The organism is Methylobacterium phyllostachyos (assembly GCF_900103445.1).
Taxonomy (GTDB): Bacteria; Pseudomonadota; Alphaproteobacteria; order Rhizobiales; family Beijerinckiaceae; genus Methylobacterium; species Methylobacterium phyllostachyos.
The window spans coordinates 171,826-192,051 of sequence record NZ_FNHS01000014.1; the positions used below are offsets into that span (position 1 = coordinate 171,826).

Annotated in this window: 19 protein-coding genes; 7 read left to right on the plus strand and 12 right to left on the minus strand. The window is 68.5% G+C overall.

Going from position 1 to position 20,226, the window contains the following annotated elements; genetic code table 11:
- Positions 1-77 precede the first annotated feature (77 nt).
- Positions 78-410, minus strand: coding sequence for a phasin family protein (locus tag BLQ49_RS21925; protein WP_091719623.1), 333 nt, complete (start codon positions 408-410; stop codon positions 78-80).
- Positions 411-708: 298 nt separating this feature from the next.
- Here BLQ49_RS21925 and BLQ49_RS21930 point away from each other — a divergent pair, with 298 nt between their 5' ends.
- Positions 709-2,187, plus strand: a complete 1,479-nt coding sequence (locus BLQ49_RS21930; protein ID WP_091719625.1) for a D-alanyl-D-alanine carboxypeptidase — start codon at positions 709-711, stop codon at positions 2,185-2,187.
- Between the two features lie 103 nt (positions 2,188-2,290).
- On the opposite strand, the gene BLQ49_RS21935 is transcribed toward BLQ49_RS21930, so the two are convergent.
- The 3 genes from BLQ49_RS21935 to BLQ49_RS21945 are packed head-to-tail and all read right to left on the minus strand — an operon-like array spanning position 2,291 to position 4,469.
- The gene (locus tag BLQ49_RS21935; RefSeq protein WP_091719627.1) at positions 2,291-3,091 is read right to left on the minus strand and encodes a J domain-containing protein; all 801 of its coding nucleotides are present in this window, start codon (positions 3,089-3,091) and stop codon (positions 2,291-2,293) included.
- Positions 3,092-3,093: 2 nt separating this feature from the next.
- On the minus strand, positions 3,094-3,339 hold the full coding sequence (locus BLQ49_RS21940) for a hypothetical protein (RefSeq protein ID WP_091719629.1): 246 nt from the start codon (positions 3,337-3,339) through the stop codon (positions 3,094-3,096).
- Positions 3,336-4,469: a S1C family serine protease gene (locus BLQ49_RS21945; protein ID WP_091719631.1), complete on the minus strand. Its 1,134-nt coding sequence runs from the start codon at positions 4,467-4,469 to the stop codon at positions 3,336-3,338. Before BLQ49_RS21945 ends, BLQ49_RS21940 begins: the two co-directional genes overlap by 4 nt.
- Before the next feature lie 413 nt (positions 4,470-4,882).
- Between BLQ49_RS21945 and BLQ49_RS21950 the strand changes: the two genes are divergently transcribed.
- The gene (locus BLQ49_RS21950) at positions 4,883-5,098 is read left to right on the plus strand and encodes a hypothetical protein (protein ID WP_091719633.1); all 216 of its coding nucleotides are present in this window, start codon (positions 4,883-4,885) and stop codon (positions 5,096-5,098) included.
- A 58-nt stretch (positions 5,099-5,156) separates the two neighbouring features.
- On the opposite strand, the gene BLQ49_RS21955 is transcribed toward BLQ49_RS21950, so the two are convergent.
- From BLQ49_RS21955 to egtB, 3 genes are read right to left on the minus strand one after another with little or no spacing between them, the layout of a single operon-like run.
- Positions 5,157-6,194, minus strand: coding sequence for an adenylate/guanylate cyclase domain-containing protein (locus tag BLQ49_RS21955; RefSeq protein WP_091719635.1), 1,038 nt, complete (start codon positions 6,192-6,194; stop codon positions 5,157-5,159).
- A 23-nt stretch (positions 6,195-6,217) separates the two neighbouring features.
- Entirely contained in the window at positions 6,218-7,177 is a 960-nt protein-coding gene (gene egtD / locus BLQ49_RS21960) for an L-histidine N(alpha)-methyltransferase (protein ID WP_091719637.1), read from the minus strand.
- Between the two features lie 18 nt (positions 7,178-7,195).
- Entirely contained in the window at positions 7,196-8,464 is a 1,269-nt protein-coding gene (gene egtB / locus BLQ49_RS21965) for an ergothioneine biosynthesis protein EgtB (protein ID WP_091719639.1), read from the minus strand.
- A gap of 262 nt (positions 8,465-8,726) precedes the next feature.
- Here egtB and murI point away from each other — a divergent pair, with 262 nt between their 5' ends.
- Both murI and BLQ49_RS21975 read left to right on the plus strand, forming a co-directional pair.
- Complete coding sequence (gene murI / locus BLQ49_RS21970) at positions 8,727-9,602, plus strand: glutamate racemase (RefSeq protein WP_091719641.1); 876 nt, start codon at positions 8,727-8,729, stop codon at positions 9,600-9,602.
- Positions 9,603-9,729: 127 nt separating this feature from the next.
- Entirely contained in the window at positions 9,730-10,443 is a 714-nt protein-coding gene (locus BLQ49_RS21975) for a cache domain-containing protein (protein WP_091719643.1), read from the plus strand.
- A gap of 25 nt (positions 10,444-10,468) precedes the next feature.
- Here the strand turns inward: BLQ49_RS21975 and BLQ49_RS29815 are convergent, their stop codons facing one another.
- Together BLQ49_RS29815 and BLQ49_RS21985 are read right to left on the minus strand one after the other, a co-directional pair.
- Positions 10,469-10,642, minus strand: a complete 174-nt coding sequence (locus BLQ49_RS29815) for a hypothetical protein (protein WP_167627755.1) — start codon at positions 10,640-10,642, stop codon at positions 10,469-10,471.
- A gap of 563 nt (positions 10,643-11,205) precedes the next feature.
- A complete protein-coding gene (locus tag BLQ49_RS21985) occupies positions 11,206-12,861 on the minus strand; it encodes a porin (protein WP_091719647.1) in 1,656 nt (551 codons plus the stop codon).
- A 612-nt stretch (positions 12,862-13,473) separates the two neighbouring features.
- On the opposite strand from BLQ49_RS21985, the gene BLQ49_RS21990 reads away from it, so the two are divergent.
- Positions 13,474-13,683, plus strand: coding sequence for a hypothetical protein (locus BLQ49_RS21990; RefSeq protein ID WP_091719649.1), 210 nt, complete (start codon positions 13,474-13,476; stop codon positions 13,681-13,683).
- A 97-nt stretch (positions 13,684-13,780) separates the two neighbouring features.
- Here BLQ49_RS21990 and BLQ49_RS21995 read toward each other — a convergent pair whose 3' ends face one another.
- Positions 13,781-14,503, minus strand: a complete 723-nt coding sequence (locus tag BLQ49_RS21995; RefSeq protein ID WP_091719651.1) for a GntR family transcriptional regulator — start codon at positions 14,501-14,503, stop codon at positions 13,781-13,783.
- Between the two features lie 151 nt (positions 14,504-14,654).
- Here BLQ49_RS21995 and BLQ49_RS22000 point away from each other — a divergent pair, with 151 nt between their 5' ends.
- Entirely contained in the window at positions 14,655-15,953 is a 1,299-nt protein-coding gene (locus BLQ49_RS22000) for an MFS transporter (protein WP_091719653.1), read from the plus strand.
- Between the two features lie 20 nt (positions 15,954-15,973).
- On the plus strand, positions 15,974-17,050 hold the full coding sequence (locus tag BLQ49_RS22005; protein WP_091719656.1) for a tartrate dehydrogenase: 1,077 nt from the start codon (positions 15,974-15,976) through the stop codon (positions 17,048-17,050).
- A 55-nt stretch (positions 17,051-17,105) separates the two neighbouring features.
- On the opposite strand, the gene BLQ49_RS22010 is transcribed toward BLQ49_RS22005, so the two are convergent.
- Both BLQ49_RS22010 and BLQ49_RS22015 read right to left on the minus strand, forming a co-directional pair.
- Complete coding sequence (locus BLQ49_RS22010) at positions 17,106-18,161, minus strand: zinc ribbon domain-containing protein (RefSeq protein WP_091719735.1); 1,056 nt, start codon at positions 18,159-18,161, stop codon at positions 17,106-17,108.
- Positions 18,162-19,106: 945 nt separating this feature from the next.
- Complete coding sequence (locus tag BLQ49_RS22015) at positions 19,107-20,105, minus strand: GlxA family transcriptional regulator (RefSeq protein ID WP_244507714.1); 999 nt, start codon at positions 20,103-20,105, stop codon at positions 19,107-19,109.
- Between the last annotated feature and the right edge of the window lie 121 nt (positions 20,106-20,226).

The window sequence follows — 20,226 nt, forward strand, 5'->3', positions numbered from 1 at the left end:
TGAGCCGACTTCGCCAGACGCCTGCGCGCACTTGTCCGTCCTGCTGAGCTTGCGTCTGGCGCACGGCCACCGCCCCGCTAATGCGCCCGGGAGGGACTCGGTGCCGACGGCGCCCGCAGAAGTTCCGTGGTGAGCGTCGCGATCCGGTCGGCGGTCAACACCGAGCGCGCGGCCCAGCGTTCCGCGGTGCGTTGGAGATAGGCGGACTGAACAGCCAGGATCGCGGCCGGATTGCGGGACGTCGCGAGCGCCTGGGCCGTGGCCGCGAGGTCGTCGAGGCCCTGCTTGAAAGAATCGGCCCACTCGATCCCGAGGGTCTGGGCAGCCCGTCCGGCGACCCCGAGCCGCCGCCACGACGTGCCGAAGCCGGCCGGGTACGGGAAAGGCGAAGGAGCGTCGCGTGTCAGCATGGCCGAACTCCCGGCCGCCGCCGACCGGTCAGGCCCGGGCGGCAGTATCGGATCCGGGGCAGACTGTGTGCGCCGCGTCGGGAAGCGTCAAGCGGCGGTACGGAAAGAGCGCGGTTGCGCTGCCCCGATCAACCATCAGCAGAAACGCCACAATCCGATACGCGCGGCGATCGCATTAACGGGCCTGTAACTGCACTTGCCTAACTCTCCGATGATGCAGCGGGGCCACGCGACCGGCTCCGCTCCGCTCAAAAGGACACGACCGGCGCGTGCCGGTCTCGCGAGGCAATCAGGCGTGATGCGTAGCGTAGTAGGCCGCTCCCGGACGATTCCCGCGCTGCCGGCCGCCATCCTGGCCGCGGCGGTTCTTTCCACTCTCGCCTCCCCGGCCGATGCACGGCGCGGGCGGCACCACCACGACGCCCGCGCGGCCGGCGGCGGCTACAACCCGCCCTACGCCGCCATGGTGGTCGACGTGAAGAGCGGCAAGACCCTGCACGCGGTCAACGAGGATGCGCTCCGCCATCCCGCCTCGATCACCAAGGTGATGACCCTCTACCTGCTGTTCGAGCAGATGGAGCGCGGCAAGTTCGCCCTCGACTCTGAGCTGACCATCTCGGCCCACGCCGCCGCCCAGGCGCCGTCCAAGCTCGGCCTGCGCCCCGGCCAGACCATCTCGGTCGAGGACGCCATCAAGGCGATCGTGACCAAGTCGGCCAACGACGTGGCCTGCGCCATCGGCGAGAACATCGCGGGCTCCGAGGAGCGCTTCGCCCAGATGATGACCGCCAAGGCCCATGCCCTCGGCATGAGCCGGACGCACTACGCCAACGCCTCGGGCCTGCCCGATCCCGACCAGCTCACCACGGCCCGCGACCTGACCGTACTAGCCCGGGCGATCCAGGACCGTTTCCCGCATTATTACCGCTACTTCCAGACCCGCTCCTTCGCGTTCCGCGGCCGGGTGATCGGCAACCACAATCATCTGCTGGGCAATGTCCAGGGCGTGGACGGGATCAAGACCGGCTACACCCGGGATTCCGGCTTCAACCTGATGACCGCCGCCAAGTCGGAGGGGCGCCAGATCGTGGCGATCGTGCTCGGCGGCAAGTCGGGCGCGAGCCGCGACCGGATCATGGTCGATCTCGTCCGCTCCAGCTTGCCCCGGGCTTATGCCGGCGCCCGGATCGCACCGCCCGTCACCGAGGTCGCCGAGCGCGCCCGGCCCGCGGTCGTCGCCGACGCGGTCTCGCGGACCCGCACGCAGGTCGCCTCGGCGGATGACGACGATGTCGAGACCACCGGCACCACCGGTGAGCCCCTCGATCTCTCGCCCAAGGGCACCACCACGACACCCGGCGGCACGTGGAAGGTGGGACCGCAGGGCATTCCGAAGGCCGCTCAGGCCTATGCCGGCGCGACCAGCGGCGCCCAGGCGCCCTTCCCCGGTGCCAGCAAGTCGACGGCCCGCGTGGCCTCGGTCGAGCGCGACGAGCCGCCGAAGGCAGTGTCGGGCGCCCGCGTCGTGCCGACCGCCTGGGTAATCCAGCTCGGCGCCATGGACGACGAGACCAAGGCCCGCTCGATGCTCTCGGAGGCCCGCGCCAAGGTCGGTGGCAGCCTGTCGAAGGCCGCCCCCTACACGGTCAAGGTCGAGCACGGCGGCACGACCCTGTTCCGCGCCCGGTTCTCGGGCTTCGCTGAGCAGGATTCCGCCCAGGAGGCCTGCTCGGCCCTGAAGCGCAGCGGCTTCAGCTGCTTCGCAACGCGGAGCTGAACGATCAGGACCCGCTGGCGCCCGTCGCGCCGGCAGGACAGGCCGCGGCGCTGTTCCGCCGCGGCCGAGGCATCCTTCATCCCCTGACAACGCGCGTGGAGTATCAGCGATGTCGGTTCAGAAGCCTGTCCCGGGCGGCGTTGACGCGCGCCGCACCCTCGGCGCTTCCCCCCTGGTCGGGGTGGGCGCGCTTCATCAGAGACCGGTGGGCCGTCCGGATCTGCTCAGCGGACGCCCCGCGCTGAAGCCCCAGGATTTGGTACGCCTCCTCCTGCGTCAGCGCCCCTGGGTTCGACGCACTGCGCGGCCCCGGGTTGCGATCTCGCTCAGCGTCTACACGCCAGCCGGGCGCCCGGCGGTCGAGATACGGCTCTAGCAGCGCCACGCCCATCGGGTCGCGCACGCGGCAGAGCCGGAGCAGCCCGATGACGGCCTCGTTCGGCATGCTATCGATCCAGGCGCCGGCCAAGGGGCCCGCGGTCACGCGGCCGGTGCGCAGGCTGCCATCCTGACGCAGATGCGCCTCGATCAGCGTCGTGCGGAAGCGGCGATCCTGGGTCTCGTAGGAATCCTGCGGCGCCGGGGGCGGCCCGGGATTCTGAGAGGTCCGGGGATTGTTTGAGGCGCCCGGCCGGATCATGCGGCGCAGGCGAGCCGTCATCGATTCCTGCCCCTCGATCATCCAGACGCCGCTCAGACCCAGGAGCGCCGCCAGGATCAAGTTGCCGTGCAGCAGCAGGAAGCCGCCGGCTAGAAGCGACACCGCGCCGAGCGTGCGCGTTCCGCCCGTCACGGCGCCAATGCCCTGGCCGAGGGCGCGCCTGAGGCGCCGGCCCAGGCCGTTGCCGTTCTTGGACAGCCACCAGAGCGTAAGGCAAACGAGCAGGCCGGCGAACAGCGCCATGCTCAGCGCCGCACGCCGTACTCGGCCGAGGCCCGGCCGCCGATCCGGACCGTCGTGCCGTCGCCCAGATCGTAGACCCCCTGCCGACGCGTCGGCGGCGTGCGTGGGGCATCTGTACAGCCGGGCTGCGGCGGCAGCCGCACGCCTTCGGGCAGGTTCTCCGGGCAGAGGCGTGCGCGCGACGGCTGCTCGGCGGCATGAGCCGCACTGGTCAGACCGATGAGGGCAAGTCCAAGCACGACTCTCACTGGCGATTCTCCGCCACATCCGTGGTGGTGATCCGAACCTGCCGGACCCGGCCGTCGCGCTCGACCTTGAGGGTCACCGCCGCGCCGAGCCCCGCCTCTTCGATCGCCGCGGTGAGGTCGGCCAGGCGGTGGACCGGATTACCGTTCGCCTCGACGATCACGTCTCCGAGATCGCCGGTCTGCGGATCGACGCCGCGCAGGCCGGCCTGGGCTGCCGGCGAGCCGGGCAGGACCCGCACGATCACCACCCCGTCGATGCCGAGCCGCGCGGTGGCGGCCTCCTGGGCTGCGATGATGCCGATGCCGGGGTTGCGCACCCGGCCGACCTTGATCAGCTCCGGGACGATCCGGTTCACGACGTCGACGGGAATCGCGAAGCCGATGCCGGCGCTCGCCCCTGAGGGGGACACGATGGCGGTGTTGACGCCGATCAGCCGGCCCGCCGAATCGAGGAGCGGCCCGCCGGAATTGCCGGGATTGATCGCCGCATCGGTCTGGATGACGCCGGACAACTCCCGCCCCTCGCTCGTCGGCATCCGCCGCCTCAGGGCGCTGATGACGCCGGTGGTCAGCGTGTGGTCCAGGCCGAACGGGTTGCCGATGGCGAAGGTGGATTGCCCGACCTTGAGATCTGCCGAACTGCCGATCGCGAGCGGCGGCGGCATGTGCGTCACACGCCCCAGGCGCAGGACCGCGAGATCGTAGGACGGCGCCAGCCCGACCAGGGTCGCCGGCACCACGGTCCCGTCGCTCAGCCGGACCGAGACGGAGCCGCCACTCTGCGCGGCATTCTGCACGACATGGGTGTTGGTCACGATGTGGCCGGCCCCGTCCCAGATAAAGCCGGTCCCGGTCTGCGTGCCGCCGCCCTGCTCGCCGCCCTCGTCGTCGAGGTCGAGCAGGTCGCGGTTCTGGGCTGCACCCTGCGCGAAAACGTGAACGACGGACGGGCTCGCCTGCTCGAACAGCTTGATCGTCGCCTGCTCGGACTGCGCGAGATCACCGCGGGCCGTCACGGCCCGGGGCGTATCCATCGTGTAGAGCAGCGGCTGCAGGTAGGGCTGGGCCACGTAGAGCGCCAGCAGGACCAGGACCGCGGCGAGCACGATGCGCACGGTACGATCCGGCACGGGACTATCTCCAGGAGGGGCGCGGGGAGGCCCGTCGGGCACGGGTCTTAAGTGCGCGTTCAGGATCGGGGCGTCAACACAGAGGCGCGCCCCCGTCGCCGTGCACCAAACGTGTTCTGGCGCACGGCGGCGGTCGGTGCAGACTGGCTAACGGAATGGTCATCATTCGGACGCCTTAATTCTCGCAAGTCCTCGGTAGTCTGTACGCGCTCAATACGGATTGGGAACACGCGACCGCTGCGTCCATCGTACTCATGCGGGGGGCGCTGGTTTCGGAAACCGCCCGAATTGATCGCAAAGCCGCCGCAGAGATGCTTGCTTTGACGCCCAGACCGACGATCCCCGCCGAGGCCCGGCTCCCGCTGGCGGCGGGTATCTGAACGGTCACAAACGGTTCGGAAGGACGAGTACCCATGGAAACCGAAGCTCTGGAACGGCCCGCTGATCTCACGATCTGGCGTACGGCCCCGGCCAGCGCCCCGCTGGCGCAGCCCGAGCGTTACGAGACCCTGCGCGAGGCGATCCAGGCCGCGGCCGGCGCGCTCAGCGACCCAGCCAAGCAGCCCTGGATCATCACGGAGGAAGGCGAGATCCTGTCGCCGAATTGGATCCGCACCTACCTCAACTGATGACATTGCGTCACCGATAGCGGGGATACCGGGGATAGGCGCGCGCCCTGCCCCGGCCTCACGCGGCACTGATACCCCCCGATGCGCGCCGCCGGATCGCCGCCACGGCCAGGGGCGCCTCCCGCCCGCGCAAGGTGTGAGCGCCGAGATCCTCCGTAATGAGGTCGGCTGGCAACGGCCCGATCTTGTCCAGCAGATCGGCCGAGACCAAAACGTGGACCCCCAGCGTCTTCGACAGGGCCTCCAGCCGCGCGGTCGTGTTCACCGTATCGCCGAAATACGCGATCTTGTGCCGCTCCAGCCCGATCTCGGCGGTGACCACCGGACCGCAATGCAGCGCCGCCCGGAATTCCGGAACCTGCCCAAAGCGGTTCCGCCAGGATTCGGCTTCGGCAGCGAGCCGCGCTTCAAAATCGAACACGCACCGGAGGCAGGCGGCATCGCGTATGCCGCGCTCCACCGTCCAAGTCACCAGCGCCAGATCGCCGATGTAATCGTCGATGGAGCCCCGCGCCCGGGAGACCGGCAGCGCCAGGGCGTTGAACACCTGCCCGAGATAGGCCTGCGCCGCCCGGTCGCCGTGCTGGTCGGCGAAGCGCGTCGAGCCGGTTACGTCGAGGAACAGGAAGATCCGCTCCTCGCTGATCGGCCGGTGGTAGCGCCCGATCAGCAGGTTCGCGAACACGCCGGGGCCGATCAGGTCGCGGACGCGGAACACGAACACCACGACGGCCGAGATGGCGAGCGCGTAGAGCAGGCCGGTATCGGTCATCAGCATCGCGTTCCGCTCGCTGTACATGAAGCGGAACAGGCGGTTGAGCACGGTGCTGGCGAGCGCGTTCCCGGCCACGATCAACGCGACATAGAGCGCCACGGTGGCGAGCAGGAACAGGGGCGTCGCGAGGCCGCGGATCCGCTCCCGCAGGGCTGGGACCAGCAGCCGGCGCTCGTACAGCATGATCGGCGTGCCGATGATCGCCCCGCGGATCGCCGCGCCGGTCAGGGGGCCGACATCGAACAGCGCCCCGTAGAGCAGGCCCGCGAGCGCTCCGAGCGCGGGTGCGACGAGAACGAACCAGAGCGGCCGGAACCCCATCGGCCCGGCCGCCGCCCCGATCCTCAATCCAGCCGCAGGGCGTGGACCGAGAACAGGCCGTCCGCGTCCGTCCAGACCTGGATCCAGCGCCAGCCGGCGCGTTCGGCCAAAGCCCGGAAGGTCTCGACCGTATACTTGTAGCTGCTTTCCGTGTGGATCGTCTCGCCCGCCGCGAACGCGAACGTGTCGGAGCCCACCGCCACGTCCTGGGCGTCCCGGGCGACGAGATGCATCTCGATCCGCGAGGCTTGGCGGTTGAACACCGCCCGGTGGGTGAACGCGCCGAGGTCGAAGCGGCCGGCGAGCTCGCGGTTGATCCGGGTGAGCAGGTTCATGTTGAACGCGGCCGTGACGCCGGCAGCGTCGTCGTAGGCGGTCTCCAGGGTCTTTGCGTCCTTCACGAGGTCGACGCCCACGATCATATGAGCGCCCGATCCCAGGATCCGGCCGAACCGCGCGAGCAGCGCTTCGGCCTCCTCCGGCTCGAAATTGCCGATGGTCGAGCCGGGGAAGAAGCCGGCCCGGGGCAGGCCCGCGAGGCTCTCGGGCAGGTCGAAATCCCGGGTGAAATCGGCCACCACCGGCTCGACGCGCAAGTGGGGGAAGTCGGCGCTCAGCGTCTCGGCTTGCGCACATAAAAACTCGCCGGAGACGTCCACCGGCACGTAGGCGGCGAGCTTATCGAGGTGCCGCAGCAGGCGGCGCAGCTTCACGGTCGAGCCGCTGCCGAACTCGACCAGGGCAGCGCCGGCCGGCAGCAGCGCGGCGATCTCCGGACCGCGCCCGTCCAGGATCCCGATCTCGGTGCGGGTCGGGTAATATTCCGGCAGCCGGGTAATCGCCTCGAACAGCTCCGAGCCGGCGGCGTCGTAGAAGTACTTTGGCGAGAGCGTCTTCTGCGGTCGGGAGAGACCCGCGCGCACGTCGTCGAGGAAGGCCGGGGCGACCGGCGTCGCGTCGGAGAAAGTCGGATTGATGGTCAAGGTCGGCTCCCGGGCGCGTCAGGCGGCGTCGGCCAGACGCAGGCCCGTGAACTGCCAGCGCTGGTGCGGATAGAAGAAGTTGCGATACGGCAGCCGGGCATGGCCCTCGGGCGTCGCCACCGAGGAGCCGCGCAGCACGAACTGGTTGTTCATGAACTTGCCGTTGTACTCGCCGAGGGCACCCGGTAACGGCCGGTAGCCCGGATAGGCGACGTAGGCGCTGCGGGTCCATTGCCAGACGAGGCCGAAGGCGTCCGGCAGGCCGCCGTCCCGGGCCGCGACCTCCCACTCGAACTCGGTCGGCAGGAAGCGCCCGGCCCAGCGGGCATAGGCGTCGGCCTCGTAGTAGCTGACGTGGGTGACCGGCGCGTCGAGATCCACCGGGCGCTCGCCGGCGAGCGTCATGGTGGCCCAGCCGTCACTGGTCCGGCGCCAGTAGCCCGGCGCCTCCCAGCCCTCGGCCGGCCCGGCATACCAGCCGTCCGACAGCCACAGCTCGGGCTTGGCGTAGCCGTTATCCTCCATGAAGGCGAGCCACTGGCGGTTGGTCACCAGCGCCCGGTCGATCCGGCCGGGCTGGATCAGCGTCTCGTGGCGGGGCGATTCATTGTCGAAGGAAAAGCCCGGTCCCTCATGCCCAATCCAGGCGATGCCCCGGTCGAGCCGGGTCTGCCCGGACTGGGCCGCGGCCTTCGGGAAGCGCCAGTCCGGGTCGTAGGCCGGATTCAGCGGGTTCTGCGCGAAGGCGTGCAGGATGTCGGTGAGCAGCAGCTCCTGATGCTGCTGCTCGTGATAGAGCCCGATCTCCAGGATCGGCAGCACGCCCTCCAGGGCGCGCTCGGAGGCTTGGCCGAGTAACGCCTCGACCGCCCGGTCGATATGCGCCCGGTAGGCCGTGACCTCGTCCATCGTCGGCCGGGTGATCATGCCGCGCTGAATGCGCGGCTGCCGGGGCCCGGCCGCCACGTAGTACGAGTTGAACAGGTAGTGCAGCCGCTCATCGTAGATGGCGTAGCCCGGCAGGTGCTCGCGCAGCAGGAACTGCTCGAAGAACCACGTCACATGCGCCCGGTGCCACTTGGTCGGGCTGGCATCGGCCATGGATTGGACCTGCTGATCCTCCGCGGAGAGCGGCGCCGCGCGGCGCTCGGTCTCGCCTCGGACCTGCCGGTAAGCCGCGATCCAGGCCGCCCGGTCGATCGGACGGGCCGAGACCGGCGGCGGCGGGAACGCTGGCGCTCCGGCGTCACGGGTTTCGTCCGAGCGCAGTGCGGCTGTCGCTGCCATGACGATCGTCCCTTATTCGAGCCCTATCGGGAAGCGTTTCCTCGCGCCCCGTCCGGCGCGCAGAAGATATGTCTTGGCCGTGGTCCGACAACCTCCACCGGGGCAGTCCGCCCGGCCGATGTCGATGGAGGTGTCTTCGCCGCCGCGCTGCCGCGGTTAACAGGGCGGGTTTGGGGATCGTGGGTCTTTCTCTCGCCGCAGTGAGCTTGCCTTAACCAGCGATGCCGATTCTCGGGACCCTCGCGAGGAGTCCGGACGTCACATGCGGATCGATCTGATGGCCGGGGCCAGCCTCTCTGCCGCGGCTCTGCGCAGCGCCGCCGAGCCGACCATTCTGGTGTTCGATTCCGGGCTCGGCGGGCTCACCGTGCTCGATGCCGTGCGGCGCGCCCGGCCGGATGCCCGCTACATCTATGTCGGCGACGATGCTGCCTTTCCGTACGGCCGGCTCGGCGAGGCGGCCCTCGTCGCCAGGGTGCTGACGGTCATGGAGCGTCTGGTCGCGACGCACCGGCCCGACCTCGTCGTCATTGCCTGCAACACGGCCTCGACCCTGGTGCTCCCCGCCCTGCGGCAGCGCTTCACCACCCCGTTCGTCGGTGTGGTGCCGCCGATCAAGCCGGCCGCCGAGGCGACACGCTCGCGCTTGGTCTCACTCCTCGCGACCCCCGGAACGGTGGCGCGTTCCTACACGCGCGACCTGATCGCGACGTATGCCGGGGCCTGCACGGTGACGCTGGTCGGCTCGCGGAATCTTGCGGGCTATGCCGAGGCCGAACTCGCCGGCGTTCCCGTGGACGATGTCGCCCTCGCCGCTGAGATCGCCCCCTGCTTCGTGACCGAGGCGGACGGGCGACGCACCGATGTGGTCTGCCTCGCCTGCACGCACTATCCCCTGTTGCTGCCGCGCCTCGAACGGCTGGCCCCCTGGCCAGTGGCCTGGATCGATCCGGCGCCAGCCATTGCCCGGCGCGTCGTGCAATTGATCGGGCCGGTCCCGCGGGAGGCGGACCAGCCCGGTTCCACGCACGGTGCTTTCACGTCCGGGACCTGCCTGACCGATCCCTTGCGTACAGCGCTGGCGGCCCGCGGCATCGGCGAGGTCGCCATCGAGGCGATTCCGCTGCCGCTGCAATAGGCCGATACCGCTCAAAGCGGGGCTGGTGGCATCACTGAAGACTGCATTCAGCCGCTTGCCAAACGGGCGAATGCAGTCTTTAGTCATACCGATTCGGCGAAATGTGCTGCATTCGGGAGACGGCGCGATGCTGAAAGCTTCGATGCTCGCGGCCAGCCTGCTCCTCGGACTGCTGGCGACCGGGCCCGTCCGCGCCTGTGGCGACGGCGAGGCGCCGACCTCCTGCGACGATCCGAGCCCGAATGGCTTCGCCGCCTGGATGCTCGGCCGGGTCGATCGGGCGCTCGTGGCCGACAAGGCTCAGGCTCTGCAGGACTTCACCGACGGCGCCCGGGGATTCCGCACCGCCGACACCTACGTGTTCTGCATCGGTCCGGACGGGGTCATGTCGGCCCATCCCAGCCCGATCCTGAAGGGGCACGATGTCCGTGACCTGCACGACAGGACGGGCAACCACTTCATCCGGACGATGATGGAGACCGCCAGGCCCGGACAGGTCTCGGTGATCCGCTACCTGTTCCCGAAGCCCGGCAGCACCGTCGAGGAGCCGAAGACCACGTACTACACCCGGGCCGGCGATCAGACCTGCGCGGTCGGCGTGTACGACGCGGATGCCGAAGCACCGAAGAGCGCGACCGCGGACGGGCGCGTCGCGCAACTCCGCCTCAGGCTCGATCGCCAGATCCCGGCCGGCGCCCGCGCGGACTGGACGGCCTTCCTCGAAGCGCTCAACGCGCAAAGGTCCGAGAAGGCGACAGCGATCGCTCAGGCGCGGCGCGACCTGACAGCCGCGGCGACCGCCCTCGAAAGCGCCGGGACGCGTCAGACCGGGGGCGAGTGACGGTCGCGCCGCACAGGTGCCAGACCTATCGAGCCCCCGCCGGGCTGGAGACAGGCACGGCCTCGGCCGGATGCGCCGCAGCGTCGTCGGGATCAATCAGGCGTACGAACAGCAGGCCGGCGGCCACGATCAGCGCGAGCGCCACGATGCGCCAGGGTTCCAGGATCGGACCCTGCGGCTCGGTCGTTCTGCTCGACATCGCGTCCTCATCTCCACCTCGGCAGGCCCGATGGGACCCCGCGTGGATGAACGCTTCGTAAACGCTGAGGCGGCGGCGCTCGCTCGGTCCTGCGTCGGACCCTTCGCGGCATCGAAGGCTGCGTCAGCAGAAGAGCCGGCCGCCATTCAGGATCTTCACCCGGTATCGCTCCGGGCTGAGAACATTGCCCAAGGGATCAACGATCTTGACCGCCTCGTAGCCGGCGGCCATCCAGGTCCGGGCAAGAACCACCGCGCTCGCAGCCCGGGTCCTGGTCTGGCGGATATCGCCTTTTTGCCCACGGGCCGTAATGACGTACTGCGATGTCAGATCACCAGCGCTTGTCATGGGTCCGAACTCCCATATCGGAAGTTTTGTCGCTCCCTCCTGCGTTAACGGCACTCATGTTTCCCGGCGGTTCGAGCCGCTGAATCCGGGGAAACACGGTCTCCAGATAAAAGAAGCCCGGCACAAGGCCGGGCCCAAGTCTTCGTTTGCACGAGGGGCGTTCGACGGATCCGAGGCCAGCGGCTCCGGTCCCGTCTTCCGATCGCCGGGGGTGATCAGAAGTCGCGCTGGACGCGGAAGCGGACCTGCGAGACCGAGTCCTTCGTGGCGGTAGCCACCGCGAAGGATCCGTTGTTGATGCCGGCGATGTTGGCGTAGGCCGTCGGGCTCTTGTCGAGGTCGATCGCCCGGCCGTTCTTCAGGCCGATCTGCGTGTAGAAGGCCTCCACGCCGATATCGAGGTCCTTGACCGGCGACCAGATGATGCTGCCGCCCGCCACGAACTGGTAGGTGTCCCGCAAAGCCTGGCTCAGGTTGAAGAACCGGGTGCCCGGCGTGCCGACTGCGTTCGAGCCGAACGGGTTGCTACCCGCCAGACCGCTCACGAGGCTGTAGAGCGCGCCCTGCGCGAAGCGCGCACCCGCCCAGAAACCCTGCTCGCCGTAGGAGCCGAAGAAGGCCGAGCGCCACTCAGGCGTCCAGTAGTGCAGATACGACGCCACAACGGTGAAGCTCTGCGAGGTCTGCAGCTGGCCGGTGAACGGGTTGACGGTCGCGTCCGAGAAGTACTGGGCGAACTTCTGGCCCTGGATGGTTGTGGTGCTCTGCGTGTAGCAACCGGTATAGGCGCAATAACCGGTGTACATCTGCGCGCCGTCACCATAGGCGCCCTGTAGATAAAGCGAATCGCCTGGCGCGATGAACGGCGTGTTGATCTTCAGGCCGCCCTGCACCGCCCAGCCGAAGACGCTGTTGGTATGGGCGGGGGCCACAATGCTGCCGGTGCCGGTGCTGGCGGCGGTCGAGAGGTTGCCGATGTTCAGCTCGTGGGTGGCGGCCGAGAGCTGGGCCGAGCCCCAGGCTTGGTCGAGGCGCATGACGCCGACGAAGTCGGGCATCCGCTCACGCTCAATGGTGTCGACGTTGCCGTAGCGGGTCGGCAGGCCGTTCGTGTAGCCGACGAAGACCGGGGTCGGCTGGTTGGTCACGCCGAAGTTCGACACGCTGCCGGTGTTGAGCGTTGCGGAGATGTTGAACGGCGAGAAGATCGGCGAGCGGCGGAAGACCGGGTCTTCGATCGAGATCGTGGCCGAGAGGCCGTTGCCGATCGTGGCGGTGTAGGCCAGCAGGTTCGTCGAGAACACGTCCGAACCGAGGGTAGCGCCGGCGAACTCGAAGTCGTGGGCGTAGAAGTCGAAGAACGAGGAGGCGCGACCGGCGGTCAGGCCCGCGAACTGGATGAACGCCTTGTCGACGTTCGCGTATTGCTGGTCACGGCCGAAGCTGTCGGTGCCGATGCCGGGATAGGCCTGGCCGATGCGCTGCTGGGTGCCGGAGGTGCCGACGCCGGAGTAACCCGTGCGGGCACCGGCATCGAGACGCACGAAGGCGCGGAGCGTGCCGTAGGCGGTCTGGGTGCGGGCATCGAGGTTGATGCGCATCCGGCCCTGATAACCCGACGAATCACCCACATTCGGACCGGCCTGACGCGAGTAGCTGGTCTGGTATCCACCCTCGAACCGGGCGCGGCCCGAGACGCGCAGGCAGGTGTCGGTACCGGGGATGTAGAAGAAGCCGGCGCCGTAAGCGTTACAAACCCGGACAAATTCGACCGGTTGGGCCTTTCTGACCGGCAGGTCGGCGGCGTGCGCGGCGCCCACCGCCGCGAATGCAGCAGCGGACCCGAGCAGCGAGCCCTTCAAGAGCGTCATCGATATCTCCAAAGCTTCGAGACCCAATCGTGCGGATCTGTCCGGTTCTCCGGATCTTGCCGCGTTCCAAGCCTTCGGCCCGCCTTCGCCCGGCCGGCCCATCTGGAACCGCGCCGGGCAATGCCTGGCTGCGCGACCATCATGCGCAGGCGACGGCTCTGGAACAATACAGTTTGCGTCATGAAAGCTATTGATGTCGATGAATGTGATTTTTGTGCCACGAAATATGTGCTTCCGGAGGGGATTTATCGGCTAAATCGGGAAACATTTCGAAATGTATCTGGGATGAGGTGGGCGTTAGCCTAATCGGGAGGCCGGTTGCCGCGTTTTTACACACTTGGCCGTTCGGAATGGCTGGCGTGGTGACGATGCAATCGGTGCGTTGATCGTCTCACGGCGTACATTCGGTCTGGCGGCCCCAACTCGCTCAAGCCGGCGCAGCATTCGCCCTTCTGGTTCGCCTGGCGCGCCGGAGCCGCTGGGGGGCTGCCCCTATCCACAGTCGATCCCCTGAAATGATCGCCTGCGGCCGTCTTGATTCGAATTGTCCAGTTTCAGTTGCATCTGTCTTCGGTCTACTATCGAAACAGCGAAGATCCTGGGCCGGGACGCATGTTCGAGAACCTGTTCTGGGGTGCGACGCTCATCGCTCTGATCTGCGTCGCGGCGCTCGTGGCGATCGGTGCAGCGCACCGGCCCCGCGATGTCCGGCGCGTTGCGGAAGTGGTGCAGACCGATCCGCGCCGGTCGTTCGGACGTAAACGGGGCTGGCGCCGTCTCGTCGGCGCGCCGCGCCGACCCGGCTCGGTGCGGCTGCGATAGCGCGTTTATCGGGGCCGGCCCGCGTCCCTCTCCTGGGCTCGCGACGGGTGGACCCCTTGAACGAGCGGTCCGCCCACTCTGCCTCGTCCCCAATGCCCTACAAGTGCTTGAGCCCGTAGCTGTTCAAGAGCGGCAGCAACTCATCCCGGGCCCGGATGCGGTGCTGGCGTGCCGCTTCGAGCGCGTCCTCGATCGCCCCGGCGCGGATGGCCACGGCAATGCGCCGGTGCTCCCCGATCGAGGCATCCAGGGTCCGGCGGAGGTTCAGTGTCAGCATCCGCGCCCGGTGCGACTGGTCGTTGATCGCCTGCACGATACGGCTCATCCGTCCATTCCGCGCCTGCGCGATCAGCGCCGCATGGAACGCCGCGTCGGCGGAGCCCCAGCCCGGTAGGTCGCCGCGCGCATGCGCCGCCGCCATGGCATCCGTATGAGCGTCAAGCGTTTGCGCGGCGGCCAGACGTGCCTCGTCAGGGAGGGCCGCCACCAGTTCGGCAGCCCGGCCCTCCATAGCGATGACGACGTCGTAGATCTCCCGCATGTCGTCCGGCGCCAGGGCCAGGATCAGGATGCCTTTGCGCGGCAGGACGCGCACGAGCCCGTCCTCCTGCAGCCGGATCGCCGCTTCGTGGACCGGCGTCCGGCTCATGCCGAGCCGCAGGGCGATCTCCTGCTCGGAGGCCTGATAGCCCGGGGCGAAGCTGGCATCGCGGATAGCGGCGCGCATCGCCGCGTAGGCATCATCGACGAGGGAAATGCGCTTCTCGCCCGCCGCGGCGCCCTGCGTCTCAGGATCCTCACTGGACCGCGCCCGCGCCATCGACCGTCTCCCCCTCGCCCGCCGGCCTTACAGCCTGCCTCCTGGTTGCGGAACCACCGTTGACACACCGTAAGGCTGCCCCTACCGGTATTTAAGCTTGCATGGAAGATGGCGCGCAACAGACGTGCCGATCCGGCGATGGGAGGACACGATGGAGCGCTCGCTCGAGCAGGCGACCATGCGCCGGGTCGCTTGGCGCCTGATCCCGTTCATCTGCCTGCTGTACTTCATCGCCTTCATCGACCGCGTGAATATCGGCTTCGCGGCTTTGACGATGAACAAGGACCTCGGCTTCTCCGCGTCCGTCTTCGGGTTCGGCGCGGGCGTGTTCTTCTTCGGCTACTTCCTGTTCGAGGTGCCTTCGAACATCATCCTCGATCGGGTCGGCGCCCGGCTCTGGATCGCCCGCGTGATGATCACCTGGGGGCTCATCTCCGGCGCCTTCGCGTTCATCCAGGGCGAAATGAGCTTCTACGGCCTGCGCTTCCTGCTCGGCGCCGCGGAGGCCGGCTTCTTTCCCGGTATCATCCTCTATCTCGGCTACTGGTTCCCCATCCGCTATCGGGCCGCGGTGGTGTCGCTGTTCATGGCGGCGGCGCCGGTCTCGGTGCTGTTGGGCTCGCCCCTGTCGAGCCTCCTGCTTGAGCTGGAGGGCCTCCTGGGTCTGCACGGCTGGCAGTGGATGTTCCTGATCGAGGCGGTCCCTGCGGTGATCCTCGGCTTCGTCGTGCTGGTCTATCTGACCGACCGGCCCGAAAGCGCGACGTGGCTCGCCGACGATCAGCGGGCCTGGCTCATGAGCGAGATGGAGGCGGAGCGGGCTGGGCGGCGGGTGCAGGCCCGCCACAACCTGCTGAGCGGGCTGACCGATCTGCGCGTGCTGGCGCTCGCCCTCGTGTATTTCGGCACCTCCGCGGGGCTCTACACCCTCGGCATCTGGGCGCCGCAGATCATCAAGGGGCTGGGCCTGTCGACCATGAATGTCGGCCTGCTGAACGCGGTGCCGCCCACCATCGCGGTGGTGGCGATGATCCTCTGGGCGCGCCATTCCGACCGGACCGGCGAGCGCATGTGGCACGTGGTGATCGCCTGCCTCGCCGCGTCGCTGGGCCTGATGCTCGCCGGTGCCGCCGCTTCGGTGGTGGCCGTCATCGCCGCGCTGAGCCTCGTCAACGTCGGCATCAGCGCCGCCAAGCCCCCATTCTGGGCGATGCCGACGCTGTTCCTGTCCGGCCCGGGCGCGGCGGTCGGCATCGCCACCATCAACGCGATCGGCAATCTCGGCGGCTTCGTCGGGCCCTGGATGATCGGCTGGATCAAGGACCGGACCGGCAGCTTCGCGGGCGGCCTGATGTTCGTGGCCGGCCTGCTTCTCATCTCGGCGATCCTGACCCTCGTGGTCGCCCGGGCCGGGCGCCGCGCCGCGCCCGCCCGCGTCGCCCTGCCCTGACGTTTTCTCGGAGACCCACCATGAAGACCTACACCATCGCGGCCATTCCAGCGGACGGCATCGGCGTCGAGGTTATCGCCGCCGGCATCGAGGTTCTCGACGCGCTGGCCGAGAAGACCGGGTCGTTCCGATTCCAGTTCGACCATTTCGATTGGGGTTCGGACTACTACAAGAAGCACGGCGTCATGATGCCAGCCGACGGGCGCGATCAGATCCGCAACCACGATGCGATTTTCTTCGGCGCGGTCGGCGCACCGGATGTGCCCGACCACATCACACTCTGGGGCCTGCGGCTCGCGATCTGCCAGCCCTTCGATCAGTACGCCAACGTCCGCCCGACCCGGATCCTGCCGGGCATCACCAGCCCGCTGCGCCACGTCTCGGGGCCGGAACTCGATTGGGTGATCGTGCGCGAGAACTCCGAGGGCGAGTATGCCGGCGTCGGCGGCCGGGTCCACCAGGGCCACCCCAACGAGGTCGCCACCGACGTCTCGATGATGACCCGCTCGGGCGTCGACCGCATCATCCGCTACGCGTTCCAGCTCGCTCGATCGCGCCCGCGCAAGCTGCTGACCGTGGTGACGAAGTCGAACGCCCAGCGCCACGCCATGGTGATGTGGGACGAGATCGCCGCCGAGGTCGCCAAGGACTTCCCCGACGTCACCTGGGACAAGATGCTGGTCGACGCCATGACCATGCGCATGGTGACGAAGCCCGCGACCCTCGACACGATCGTGGCGACGAACCTCCACGCCGACATCCTGTCGGACCTCGCGGCGGCGCTCGCCGGCTCCCTCGGCATCGCGCCGACCGCGAACATCAACCCGGAGCGCACCTTCCCGTCGATGTTCGAGCCGATCCACGGTTCGGCCTTCGACATCACCGGCAAGGGCATCGCCAACCCGGTGGCGACCTTCTGGACCGCCTGCCAGATGCTGGAGCATCTCGGGGAGACATCAGCCGCCGAGAGGCTGATGCGTGCGGTCGAGCGCGTGACCGCGGATCCGAGCCTCCACACCCCGGATATCGGCGGCACGGCGACGACGCGGGAGGTTACGGATGCCGTGATCGCGGCGATCCGCGGCGACAACGCCTGAGGCGCGGCGGGTCGGAGCCGTCGGCCTCCGTCCCGGCCTGAATACCGGGCCGGAGTCAGGTCGCTTCGCTCGCGACATCCGGGCTCCGGGTGCCGCAGGCCCGGCAGAAGCGTTCGAAGGTGCTCTTGCGCTGCCTACAGGCCGGGCAGTGCGCGAAGATGCCGAGCCCGCAATGCGGGCAGAAATTCGTGCCCGGGTCGTCAAGGGCGATCGGCCGCTCGCAGCCGGGGCACGCCTTCCTGGCAAGGCGCGCCAGTGCCTGATCGGTGGCGATTTCGGTGCGCCGCTCGGCGTCGGGCCGCGTCTCCACCGCGGCCTGACGCGCACGGTAGGCGTGCAGCGCGTTGATCGCTGCGCGGCCGGCAACCAGCGTGACGATCACCCCGACGCCGTACTGCACGTAGCCGCCGTAGCTCGGCATGTAAGGCACGAGTTCGACGAAGAAGGCGAAGGCTGCCGCCAGGGCAAAGCCCCACACGAACGGCCAGTTGCGGGTGTGCCGGCGCTTGAGCAGAAGCCAGCCGGCGAGGGCTAGCAGCGGCAGCGTCAGGGCCAGGCGATAGGCGAAGACGCGCAATTCCTGGCCGCGCTCGGCCGCATCGAGGCGCTTCTGCGCCGCCGCCCGCAGATCGTTGTCCACGCGCAGCTGAGCCGCCTCGCGCTCCGACAGGTCGAGACCCGTCCGCGCCTGGGCCGCGAGCCGCTCCTCGATGCTGCGTTCGGCGGCCTTCAGCGCATCGAGCTGCTGCGTACGCGCGATGAGGCCGGGATCCTGATCGACCCGCTGCGTGGCGTCCCGGGTCTTCAGCCAGTTGGCGAAGGTCTCGCGCGCACCTTCGGACGCGGCCTGCGCCGCTTCGAGGGCGAGCTGATCCTGCTCGGTCTGTCGGCGTGTGTCGTCCTGCTCGCGACGGATCTGCTTGAGGGTCTCGACCGAGGACGTGTCCTGATCGGTGTCGAGGAACTGTTCGAGGGTGTAGCGATGCTCCACCTGCGGCAGGTCGCCGACGATCAGCGATCCGAGCCCGATGAGGAACCACGCGAAGACCAGCGCGACGAGCCAGAGGGCCAGCGTGAACCAGCGTTCGGAGAGCCTTGACCCGGACCGCACGTGCATTGACCTCGCTCAAAACCGAAGCAGGTCCTTATACCGCACAGCGCGTGTCGGGGTATGAGGGGGATCTGGCAGGTTAAGTCATCACAGTGGTGCGCGCCGGACGATTCAGGGTCGACGCCGGTCGAGGCGCTCATTCAGTCTGCGCCGTGGAGACGACAAAGCTCGTTGTCTGAGCGCCGCCGCCGCGGATCCACGGCCCTGTCGTGATGCGGATCCGAATCCCTGTTGCTCCGCCCTGACAGGCAACCACGCCGTTCAGGAGGTGGATCATCCGGTCTCCAGTGAACCGGCCTTTCTTCCTCGTCCGTGTTCGTGTCGATGGATCATGGTTTCAGATTCGGGCCGTTCAGAGTGGCAAAATCACGCCCGGTTTGGGCCGCACGTCACCACGCGTCCGCGAAGGCGATCTGCACGTCACACACTTCGACAGGCTGACTGGTGCGGATCGACTGGCGGCGCGAGGAGGGAGACCGTGTCGAGACGTAGCGTTACGACGATGGTGGCACCGGGCGGACACCCGACCTGAGGCCGCGCAGCTGGGTCGGCGGGTACGTTCCGGTGCATCCGCGCAGTGCGCCGCCGGACGGCTTCTGGGCCCTGATCGACCAGTCATTCCAGGGGTTGCGATCTGCCCCAGCGGCGTTTCAGGTGATCCCGCGTCCTGACGCGGGCTGAAGCTCTATCCGCCGAAATGGACACCGTTTCGGCGCAAGAGAGCGCGTCGTCACGAACGCTCAGCGCTGTGTGGTTGTGTGCCTGTCTGCCCACGAAACCTGATGACCCAAACCGGTACGCGTCCGCGGATTGTGCCGGTTGGCAGTTTCGCGCGCGCCGCCGCGTTTTACGCATCAGGGAAATAAGGTTTATCTCCGGGGGCGTCGGTGACCGCGCGTCGGAAGCTCCCACGCGATGGGGACAACCGCTGGACGCATCGGCGTCTCACCGGGCGAGTGCCGCCGGAACGAAGGGAGAGGCCTCCTTGGCGATCCGCCGTTCCGCCGACGGGCTCCGCCCGAACAGCATGCGGTAGACGCGCGCAAAATGGGCGGCATTCGTGAAGCCGGTGGCGGCGGCGATCTCGCTGATCGTCAGGGGGCTCTGCCGCAGCAAGCGCCGGGCGTGCGTGACGCGGATCATCCGGTACTGCTGCGTGAAACCGAAGCCGCGCTTGTCCCGGAACATCCGGTCGAGATGGCGCTCGCTCACCGAGGCGAGCGCGGCCATGGCCCGACGGCTCAGCGGTGCCTCGACCGTCTTCTCCATCGTCTCCAGCACGAGGAGTAGGGTTGGATGATGGACACCATAGCGCTCGGCCGATGAGGCGCGCTGCGGATCGGCCGGCGCACCGACCGCGGTGTGGAGGAACCAGTCGGACACGCGACCGGCGAAGGCTGCGCCCATGCGCTCACGGATGAGGGCGTGGGCCATGTCGAGCGGTGCGATGCCACCGCCGCAGGTCACCCGGTCCCCGGCGGAGACGTAGCGTGCGAGCGTGGGACTCAGGTCCGGGAACGCCTCCTTGAAGGCGGCCGCATGTTCCCAGTGGAGGGTGCAGGGGCGGTCAGTCAGCAGCCCGGCAGCGGCCATGAGATAGGGGCCGCCGGAGATGCCCCCGATGCGCACGCCCAGCCGGGCCAGTCGACGCAGCGCCGCGTGGATGGTGGGTCGGTGCCATTCAGTCGGTTCGCCGCCCGCGCAGACGAAGACGGTGTGGAGGTCCCCGCGCTCCCGCGGGAGCGGCTCGCATGGCACCTCCGCCCCGGAGGACGAGACGACCCGGCCGTCCGGCGCCTCGCCGAAGTAGCGCATGCGATAGAGAGGCCGTCCGGCGAGCCGGTTGGCCGCCCGGAACGGTTCGCAGGCCGAGGCGAACGACAGCAGCGCGAAACCGGGCACGAGGATGAAGCCGATCCCCTGAGCCCCGTCGCACCCTGGCACCGGTGGCCCGTCAACCTCATCATCTGGCCTTTGTCCCATCGGGACAAGAAAGCGTCCCATCGAGGCAAGCGCAAGCGGCGCGCCGCGCCATCCTGACGTCTCCCGCCATCGAGACCATGGA